Below are 10,695 nucleotides of genomic sequence, written 5' to 3' on the forward strand. Positions count from 1 at the left end.
CCACTTGAATCCATCCGTACAATGTGAACATTATATATCGTAAGGATATGCTTGTTAATCATTTTAATGGATTTCCATTCACATTTATTGCAGGAGATTATGGTATGACGTCAAGAAAACATGTCAATTTGTTTCTAGCTGTGTTCACAGGAATCGCATTAACCATTTGCACATCAGGTACACTCACTGCACAGAAAAAAGAATCGGATGCTGCAAAAGCCAGTGCAAAAGCAAAGAAATCTGTTACTAAGAAATCAAAAGGGCGAGTCCCTGCTCACTACGGCAAACTGAGTCTATCTAAAGAGCAACGCAACAAAATCTATGAAATCAAAGCCGGTTATAAATCTCAGATCGATAGCCTGAGAAAACAACTGGCCGAACTGTCCAAAAAGCAGAATTCAGAATGTGAAGGTGTTTTGACCGCTACACAAAAATCAACACTGGATAAAATTCTAGCGGACGTTGCTTCTAAGAAAGCACCCAGTAAGAAATCAACCAATAATAAAACAGCGAAAAAATAAATTTGAGTACAATTCAGACGACTCGCTACTGATATACAATAAAGGGCGTGATTTGTTATTAAATCACGCCCTTTCTTTTACCGACACTGTAAAGTTATACTGCTGATAAATAAATGGTCGAGATCTCTTTGCTGTTCTTGATGACAATTCGGTGCTACAGAAAAGGAATGCCTGTCACCGTCAGAGTTACAATCTAAAAGATATTCGGAAATCATCATTGACTCATGAATTCGGAAAAACAAACGACATCTCGACCTGAATCACCCAACGAGCGTCATTTGTCAACCGCATCTATTTCGCTCTGGATTCCCCTGCTACATCTGCTATTTGTAATTCTACTCTTTTGCTTCTTAGCACCCTTTGAATGGGCACGCATTCATTCCGAGAACCAGAACCTCCCCTTGCTCACACGTTTCTTTCTGCATGTAAACGTGGATACAACTCCCTATTTTATTCTGTTGCTGCTGAGCCCACTCTGCTGGTTTCTTCGACCTTATCTTAACAACCGTTTTTTCTCGCAAACGCTCCGGCCTCGATTGTCACAACAATGGGTCATTGAAAAACAAAAATCACGGAAGTGTGATTATCCCGCGATTTTCCTGTGCGTAATCGTCGCTTCCAGTTCTTTCCTGATGAGTTTATGGACGTCTGTGCACATCGTAAACCAGGAACAAAACCTTGCATTCGGCGATCTTCCCCCCGCTTATCATGATGAATTCAGTTACCTGTTTCAGGCAAAAACGTTTCTGGCGGGCCGCACGTGGTTTCCCAGCCATCCAGACGTGCCCGAAATCTTCGATCAAGTGCATGTATTAAATGAAGGTAAAATGGCCAGCCGCTATTTTCCAGGCACCGGACTCTGGCTGGCCCCCTTTGTCGCCTGGGGACATCCCTATTGGGGTTATTGGCTAGCGGGAGCGATCACCGCGTGGTTTATCTTCTGGTCCGGCAGAGAGCTGGGTGGAAACGGCGTAGGATTTCTGGCAGGTTTCGTGATTGCACTTTCGCCGGGCATGGCGATCTTCAGCAACCTGCTATTAGCGCACCATCCCACATTGATTGGCCTTTCACTATTTCTCTGGGCATTTCTACGGATGCAGCGTACCCGATCTTTTTGTGATGCCTTTCTCGCCGGTCTTGGTTTAACCTTTGCCATGCTGTGTCGCCCCATGACTGCAGCCGGCTTTGCCCTGCCTTTTGGAATCTGGCTGGTCTTAATATTGATCCGATCCTGTTTCCGCTATAAAGACAACACGCCCCAATCAGAGCCAGGAAAACTGAATTCGCCACGTTCTGTCTGGGTTCTGATTGTTGGTCTGGCAATATCCATCGGCAGTGGATTGACCGGTCTGTTTTTTTACAATCAGTCGATTACCGACAGCGGCTGGAAGATGCCTTACCAGGTTTATACCGACATCTACACGCCGCGCCATGTCTACGGGTTTGATAATGTCATCCGCGGAGAGCAGAAGCTCGGCCCAAAGGTCCTGCATGACTATGACATTTGGGCTCAGAACCTGACACCCGAGTTAGCGCTTCAAAATGTACAAAATCGCTTCATAGCCAGTCAGCAGTGGACACTGGGACTGATTCCCCTGGGACTGGCAGGCCTGATTTTTCTGATCACAGAATGCCGACATGGGAGCCGCTGGTGGCTGATCTTTGCTTCGATTGTCTCTCTGCATATCGTCCACATCCCGTACTGGTACGATGGAATTATGCATTGGCATTACGTATTTGAAACCGGACCACTCTGGGCGCTCATTTTTGCACGCGTGACGCAAACGCTGTTTCGTATCTGGCATCGCCTCCAAAGACCACTCATGAGCTGGCTCTGGTCGTTGATGATTCTCGCAGCCATTCTGACCAACATGACAGCATTTTCTCCAATGTGGACCATTTCGAAATTAGAAATCGTTGTGAATAATGTGGCTTTCTCCAAACTAAAGCACTTTCAGTTTAATTCTCTATTCCAGCAATATTCTGAAATCAAAAAACCGGCGTTTGTATTGATCCAACATAACACCAATGATCGACACATTGATTACATTATCAATGATCCAAGCCTCAATCAGATGATCTTACGCGGACGTTCTCTTCCCGAAAAATACTCTCCCGAAAAATTACAGGCTCTGTTCCCAGATCGCCAACTTTATCAATATGACGCTGAAGCACGTACACTGTATCAACGAGAGGGAACACGCTGGAAAAGGATTTGTCGATGGAATGGAAATCATTGGGAAAAATTCAGTCCGTGATTTTCACTTTGATTTCATCCGAATTGGCCTTTAACTCCGGTGCATACATGCCATAACCTTGAGTGGGTAATCCACTGTAGAGCCCCGGGATTTCCGCTCGCAAGCGATAAGTAAGACTGTGCTTCCCACGCGCTAAACGCCTGACGTAAAACACAACGCGATCGTCACGATATTCTCGATAGGCCCCCAATCCATCACCGGCATAACCACTGCGTACTCCAACCGGTTCGAATCCTGCCACTTTATAATCTTCAAAAACCAGATATTCGTAATCATTTTTACTTTCGAGTACGAGTTCGACTTCTACTAGATCGCCACTTTTGAGAGCTGTTTCTAAATCGATTACTTTACGCTGATATTTCTCGACTTTCTGATCAACCGCTTGACCGCGGGAACCAGAGGCCTTCACGGAAGCCTTTTCCGGTATCAGCTGGTAATACTTACGGTGGACTTTGATTTCCAGCCCCGCTTCGGTGATGAAATTTTCTTTAGTGAAGTTGGTCACATAAGCATTGTAATACAATGGTCCAGAACCTGTTTTTCGAATTTCCAGACGATGAGCGCCCGACGTCAGTGCTTCACCCTCGATCACCAGTTTGTTGTCAAAAGTAAAGAGATTTTCGGCAGTAATCTTCACCTCTTTCTGCTTTTTCCCATCGAGATAAATTTCTAACGTTTGATCAGGCTGATCTTCTCCACTGGCAGACCAGTATTCCGCGAGTGCTTCGATGGCGATTGCAGTATCGGAAACGGAATTCCAATACGTAGAATGCTTGCGATTGTTCAACAGATATTTCACCAATTGAGCCGCCTTGGGATTTTTAGGATCGGTTTTCGCTAACAATTTCAGATAATAAGCATTGGCTTCGACTTCACTCCCATACCAATACCACCAGTAATTACTTTCAGGTAGATTTAGATAAGCGGTCTGATTTTCCTGATCCTGAACCAGATACTGGTCCATATTCTCAACAATCATCTGCAGTCGATCCTGACGATTTAATTCCTGAGAAGCTAGTCCTAACATCCCCAGAGCATAAACCGATAGTTTCGTCCGATCCCGATACAGAAAATCGTACATTTTTTCGTTAACAACCTTTTGGTTCACCAATACCATAAATACATAAGCGTCTAGATTGGAAGCAGAATACTTATATGGTTTCGTTTTGCTGGGCGCATTTAATAGTTTCTGTAGTTCTTTATTCTGATACGTTTTCAGCCACTCGATTCCTCGCTCCAGAGTACCGGGAACCAGAGCCACTCCACTTTGCTTGGCCAAACTCAACCCCTGCACAACGCGAACCGTAAAGTAAGGCGACGAGCGTTCCTGCCAACCGGAAAACCAGCCCCAGCCTCCATCCGCCAACTGCATACTCGTTAAATCAGCTACTCCCTGCTTAACAATCAGGCTCACTTTCGATTCACTGAATACAGGGTTTTGTTGATAACGCTTCCACTGTTTCGAGCGTTTTTTATCATCACCTATTTCCTGAGCATTTAAATTTGTTCTTTTTTGTTCGATCTCCTTCAAATTCAATCCCATACGTTTCAGAATATTCTGAGTGAGTACGGTAGGAAGAAAACGATACAATGTAGTATCAGTTGTTTTATGAGGTGAATAAATCAGATAAGGTAGTGCATCAACCATCGCACCTGCCAACGAAGGCGAATAGCGAAGTTCCAGACGGGATAGTTCCGATTTGCGTTGATTCGGAACCTGAAAACTAATTTGCGCCGATTTTCCATCAGCAGGAATGGAACCGGTAAACGATTCGGTTTTTAAGATGCCGTGTACTTTAACAGGAAAGGTCATCTGCATCGCGTCTGACTCTTCATCCGTCAACGCTTTCATCCGAATCACAGCAAAACCAGGACGAACTGCTTTCACGCGCCAGTTAATACGTTGTTCTCCGTTGGCATCGATTTCGACGGCCTGCGTCGCATCACCTAAAGGCTGTAATGTATCACCATCCAATTCGAGAACGACCTTCACCTTTTTCGATGTCTTCAAATAGTTATGTACATTCGCGCTGAGAACCACTTCGTCTGTCTCGGTAAAGAACCGAGGGGCCTGCAAACGAATGATTAAATTCTTTCTGGTCACAACCAGATCCTCTGCCTCACCAACACGTGTGCCTTGTCCCATGGCCCAACTACGGATTTTCCAACTCGTCAGATTCTCTGGCATCTTCAGAGATACTTCTGCCCTGCCTTCCGCATCTGTAGTAATGGCTGCATTCCAGTAGGCGGTATCTGCAAAATTCTGTCTGACAACAGGTTCCACAACAGCAGAGGCTTTTTCGAATGCTCCCGATCCATCTGCATCTGCCGACTCCATCCTGGCACTACTCATGGGTTGCGGACTATTTACGAGAGCACCCGCCATCGCTTTCGACTTTCTCAGCATGCCAAGTCCATTAGTCATCTTGCCGCGTCGTCCATTCTGGTCACCAAAGCTCCATCCTACTTTCTGAGCTTCATTTTTTGATTCCAAAATCAAATGACCAAAAGTACCGATCACTCGCATCGGGATTTCTTTCTGACGTAACAAGTTATAAAACGTCTTAGTCAGATTACTGTAAGTTAATGGTTGATGAGAGCGTTTCCATTTCCAGAACGCATCTTTGATATTAGGAACATTGGAACCGCCGCTGATATATTCGACACTCTTGTCATACATACTCACGACAAGCGAACCCTGCATCGGCTGTCCCTTTGCATCAGTCACTTTAATTTTGACTTGTGCATTTTGCCCGGGAAGATATTCGCTGGCAGACGGTTCGACTTCCACATTGACGACACGTTTTTCGGGAGGAACTGCAATCTGACGCGCAACGGTGTGAACTTTGCCCTGATGAATGGTGACTGCCTCAACAAAGAAATTGGGCATATCTTTTTTAGCGACATCTAATTCGTATACAGTACTTTTCCCTTTCAGCTTAAGAACGTGAGGTTTGGAATAAATTCCGTTGACTGGTCTAAGAAAGAGCAATACCGTACTATCGGCTTGATTGGTATTGATCAGCAGTCGCACCTTTTCGTTCGGAAGATAGGCTTTCTTCTCAACCACAATTTCAAGGTCGTTAAAGCGATAATCTTTGCCATCAAATCCTTCGCCACGAATGGAGAAGAGATACCCACCTTCGATTTGGTTCCCGGCTTTATCAGTCACCGTATACGCCACACGATACTGCCCCGTTTGGGTGGCCGACATTTTCTGTGATGCGGTTCCATCAGCGGCCGGATTCAACTCCCAGTCCTGCACAGCAGATTCTTTCGGCTTTCCTTGATCATCATATGTCACGCGATAGAGAACGACTTTTCCTTTGCCGGTGACTGGTTTTGAATCAAGGGTCTGTGCCTTGAACGAAGCAGTCATTGTGTCTCCCACCTGATAATAGCCTCGATTCATCCAGGCAAAAACCTTGAATGGCTTTCGTGAGACTAAGACCGTACCCTTGCCAACAATTGTTCTCCTCGACTCATCAACCACCTCAGCGGTAATTTCGTATTTATGATCCTGATCGCCGTGAATGGCTTTGGCCAAAGCAGTATCAATTTTGATTTCGACTTTTCCATCCGATCCAATATCAACGGTATTCGAAAGAACCAGCTCAGGCGGAGCGGAATGATGGGGAATCCACCACGGCCCCGGAGCTCTGCAGCCCCAAATCCCCCAGCCGGGATACCAGTTGTAATCACCAACAAACCACCAGTAGCCTGTACCATAGAGCCAATCCCAACGACTATAAGGGTACCAGTGTTGCTCGTATGCAGTCCGTGTGACCTTATATTTTACTTGCCCCTTAGTCACGGGACTGCCAAAGTAATATTTTGCTTTAATTTTTGCGGTAATTGTATCGCCTAATGCAACGGGATCTTTCGGTGCTTCAACGAGAACTTCAAATTCCGGCTTTTTGTATTCTTCGATCCGGAATGAAATATTCGAATGAATTGTTGCCTTTCTGCCTGCCGGAACTGCGATAGGATATTCTGCTCTCAGCTGCAGATGATACACACCAAGGCCAGCATCTTTGGGAATCTCCCAATCCGCATTGACACCACCGTACGCATCAGTGATGAGAGTCTTCTCAAAAATTGTTTTTCCTTTATTGTCTGTCAGTTTGAGATTTACTTTATGATCAGCAAACTCTGTTGTTTCTTTTAAATCATAACCAACACGGCGCAGCCAAAACTTATAGTTGACCTTTTGTCCCGGTCGATAGACCGGGCGGTCAGTGATCCCGTATACCTTGGGTGCCAGATGGTAACTCTCATTGACTGAACGTGAATACCAAAATCGTTCGAAACCAGAATAGGCAAAGCGGCCTGACTTGGTTCTGGCAATTGTGATCCATTGATAATTTGTCTTTAACAAAGCAGGATCAGGAAATGCCTGGCCGTTTTCATCCGTCTGTTCTGAAAAATTGGAAGTCAGTATTTGATACTGGTTTCGTCCCGCATGTTTTTGCCAATAACCAAAGAATTCCAGATTTGCCTCAGGGATCGGTCTGCCGGTGCGAGAATCAGCAACATAATAATAAGTACGCCCCGCCAACTGTTTATGAATGATTGCGGTATCATCCAGCCAAACGATAATACGGCTGGTATTGCCGTTTTTCATTTTCGCGATCAATAAGTATGCTCCTGCGTTCTGTAATGGAGTATTAACCGTAATGAGTTGATCGCGGTGACCTGAAAGGGGATCGAGTTCCAGCTCCCACTTCGAAACCAGTTTCCCCTGATATTTTTTCTGCTGCTCATGAACCAGGCGATACCCTAAGTTCGAAATATTGATCGCATTCCAACTCAGTTTCTTGGGATGTGTCTTCAAATACGCTTTGACATCGTCTAATAATTTTTCAGCGTGTACTTCGTATGCTTCTAATTGAACCTGTTCTGCATTCCGAAAACGAAAGCCCACTTTCGCTCCTGTACCGGCTGCCTGCGTCCCAATTGGTTCAAATTGCCCCCAATTAAGAATGATCTGATCGAGCTGGTTCTGTTTGTGTTTGTACGGATCACCATACGTTTGCATGCTCTCTTGAATATACTTCACGGCAATGGGGTATTGTCGTCGATTTTCAAAAACAATCGCCAATTGAGACAATGCGTTTTCTGCGAAAACACTCTTCCCCATCCCAACAATTTTTTGATACAAGCGAATAAAATTGACGTCGTCTGGAAGATTAATACGTTTAATTCCCGTAGCCAATCTGGTTAACGACTCTGTTTCTTTGAGATTTTCCAGTGAAAACGGATTGACTTGTTCATTTTCTTTTTCACTTTGATCAAGATTCATCCGCGAAAAATAAGCCATATAGTTTTGTAAAGTCTGCACACCAAATTGACTACGATAAAAGTTTGCAACCTGAAGCGCCGCATCCTGTTGACGCGCTGCCCCCTGTTTCATCACTTGATTCAACATCCAGTGCCAACGTTCTCCATCATTGGCAGCGGTTTCATAAGATTGAGGAACGCGGTAAAAAATCGGATTGCCCTCTTCGTCGACAGGAGCCCCTTGAGGCCCGCCATTCTGATAGCCTCGATTATATCTACCTGAATTTTCGCCGACGTTTAGATAATCGGGAACCTGCTTCAAATCGGTCAGAACCTGTAACTTCCAGGCATTCCCCCCTGCGCGACCATTCATAAAATACATCGCGAAGTCATAATGAATATTGATCGCCAACCCGGAGTCAGTCTCAGCCTTTAAAAGGCCAACAGCCTGTTCCATCAGTTGCAATGCACGCAAACGGTCTTGTTCTTGAGTATTGGTATAACGGCCTCCTCCTCGGTGATTCCCTCGAATAAATTTGCGATCAATGATATAGCCATAATGCGGGCCACGAATGAAACTTTCAGCGACCTTCCATAACACGCGCGGTTTATCAGCATGCACTTTCAAAATTGAATCACGAAACTCATCAATCTCGTTCACGCGATTCAATCGTTGAAGACATTGAATCCCGCTACTGAGATCATTGGAAACGCCCTGACCGGAGTTATTTCGACGCGTTGCTAATTTCTGATAGATTTCCCAGGCGTCCCGATAATTTCCCTGCGTCTGATACTTTTGTGCCAGCGTACGTGCATCAGTGACGCTCTTTTCCTCTGCTGAGAGATACACTCCCAGGGAAATCATGAAAGCAAATACGAAAAACCAATGAGCACTTTTTTTTATTTTGAATTGGGGCATCATAGAACCTGCAGGAAATTAGGGAGATCAGTTTGTAGATTATCAGACTGGGATCATAGTACTATAGGGCTATAAGACGAAATGAATTTGTATCCAGTTCCCGGAATTCTCGAATATTTCATTGAACCCGAAAAATCAAGGTATGAGTCCTGACTGATTTCCTTCATAATCTTAGTTCTTCTGAAATACATTGATTCTGCTACACACGAAGAGACTAATCTATGCAATGGATTTTGGGCGCTTTGACGCTCTGTGGCTATCTGATCACTCTGGCTCTCATTCCAAGTATCCTGTTGCAAAAGAAACGTCACCCGGTTTCTTCTGTTTCCTGGATTTTAACGATTCTCTTATTACCCGGCCTGGGTGGTATTGCTTATATCTTCTTTGGTATCAATCGTGTCCAAAGGCGATCTCTTTCTAAAGAAAAAGCAAACCGGTCTCTCGCTCCCAAACTCCCCTCAGTTGTACAAAATCAACTACTTTCCCGAGAAGACTACCTGCCCCTAAACCAGAATTTGATGCGACTCGCTCAAAATATTACACACACGGTACCGACTTTTGGGAACCATATTGAACTACTAACTGATACCAACCGGACAATGGGTCTGATCAAACAGGCGATCTTGAATGCCCAACATTCTCTGCATCTGGAATACTATATCTGGCAACCGGATAAATCGGGTACTTTGATGCGAGATATGCTCATCGAAAAAGCGAATGCCGGAGTTCAGGTTCGTTTTTTATATGATGGATTGGGTTCGTTGAGTTTAGGGAGTCATTTTTTCAAACCGATGCTCGAAGCAGGTATCCAGGTTGCCCCTTTTCTTCCCGGAGCCTCATTTCGGGAACGGTGGTCGATCAACTTACGAAATCACCGAAAACTCGTCATCGTCGATGGCAAAACTGCTTTTACCGGCGGCATGAACATCGGTGATGAATATCTGGGACTAGATTCAGAACTCGGTTTCTGGAGAGATACACATTTAAAAATTGAAGGCCCTGAATCCCTGCAATTACAACAGGTCTTCGCAGAAGACTGGTTCTTTGCGACAGGGGAAGCATTAACACAGCCGCAGTATTATGCGCATCCTGACCCCACAGGCAATATCACTGCGCAAACTCTATCGTCGGGACCAGAAAAAAATGCGGATATCTTTTTATCACTGATGTTCGCAGCCATCAACGAGGCGCGGGAGAGTATTCTACTCACCACCTCTTATTTTGTTCCACCGGAATCATTGACGACCGCGCTGGAATCGGCTGCGCAAAGAGGAGTGCGCGTCAGGCTGCTTGTCTCCAGTAAGTCGGCCAATCCAGCAACAATTCACGCGGGGCGGTCTTACTACGACTCACTCCTGGATGCCGGTGTCGAGATTTATGAATATACCAAAGGAATCCTGCATTCAAAAACAATGACCATTGATGGTAGCTGGTCTCTTGTAGGCACACCTAATTTTGACTTCCGCAGTCTAATTCTCAATTTTGAAGTAGGCCTGGCTATTTACGATCGGAAATTCGCACAACGACTGAAAGAATCGATTGAAAATGACTTCTTGAGTGCCATCAAAATTACAGAAGCAGACTGGGACAAACGGGGCAAACTGGTAATCTTAAAACAAAATCTATGCCGTCTGTTTGCCCCGATCATGTAATGACCGCCGCTAACTAGTGGGTGTCCCGAAAGCGTTTTGGTTCGGAACTAATAGCATGAAAATGT

The 10,695-nt window shown here is 45.0% G+C and carries 4 protein-coding genes; 3 read left to right on the forward strand and 1 reads right to left on the reverse strand.

Going from position 1 to position 10,695, the window contains the following annotated elements:
* The first annotated feature begins 104 nt into the window (after positions 1-104).
* Together Q0668_RS00260 and Q0668_RS00265 are read left to right on the forward strand one after the other, a co-directional pair.
* On the forward strand, positions 105-521 hold the full coding sequence (locus Q0668_RS00260) for a hypothetical protein (protein WP_298858769.1): 417 nt from the start codon (positions 105-107) through the stop codon (positions 519-521).
* Positions 522-745: 224 nt separating this feature from the next.
* Entirely contained in the window at positions 746-2,779 is a 2,034-nt protein-coding gene (locus Q0668_RS00265; RefSeq protein WP_298858771.1) for a hypothetical protein, read from the forward strand.
* On the opposite strand, the gene Q0668_RS00270 is transcribed toward Q0668_RS00265, so the two are convergent.
* Entirely contained in the window at positions 2,769-8,981 is a 6,213-nt protein-coding gene (locus Q0668_RS00270; protein WP_298858772.1) for an MG2 domain-containing protein, read from the reverse strand. The genes Q0668_RS00265 and Q0668_RS00270 overlap by 11 nt on opposite strands.
* Before the next feature lie 218 nt (positions 8,982-9,199).
* Between Q0668_RS00270 and cls the strand changes: the two genes are divergently transcribed.
* Positions 9,200-10,630 carry a cardiolipin synthase gene (gene cls / locus Q0668_RS00275; RefSeq protein WP_298858774.1) on the forward strand — a complete coding sequence of 477 codons (1,431 nt, stop codon included), beginning with the start codon at positions 9,200-9,202 and terminating at the stop codon, positions 10,628-10,630.
* Positions 10,631-10,695: the final 65 nt, after the last annotated feature.

This window comes from uncultured Gimesia sp., assembly GCF_937910335.1.
Taxonomy (GTDB): domain Bacteria; phylum Planctomycetota; class Planctomycetia; order Planctomycetales; family Planctomycetaceae; genus Gimesia.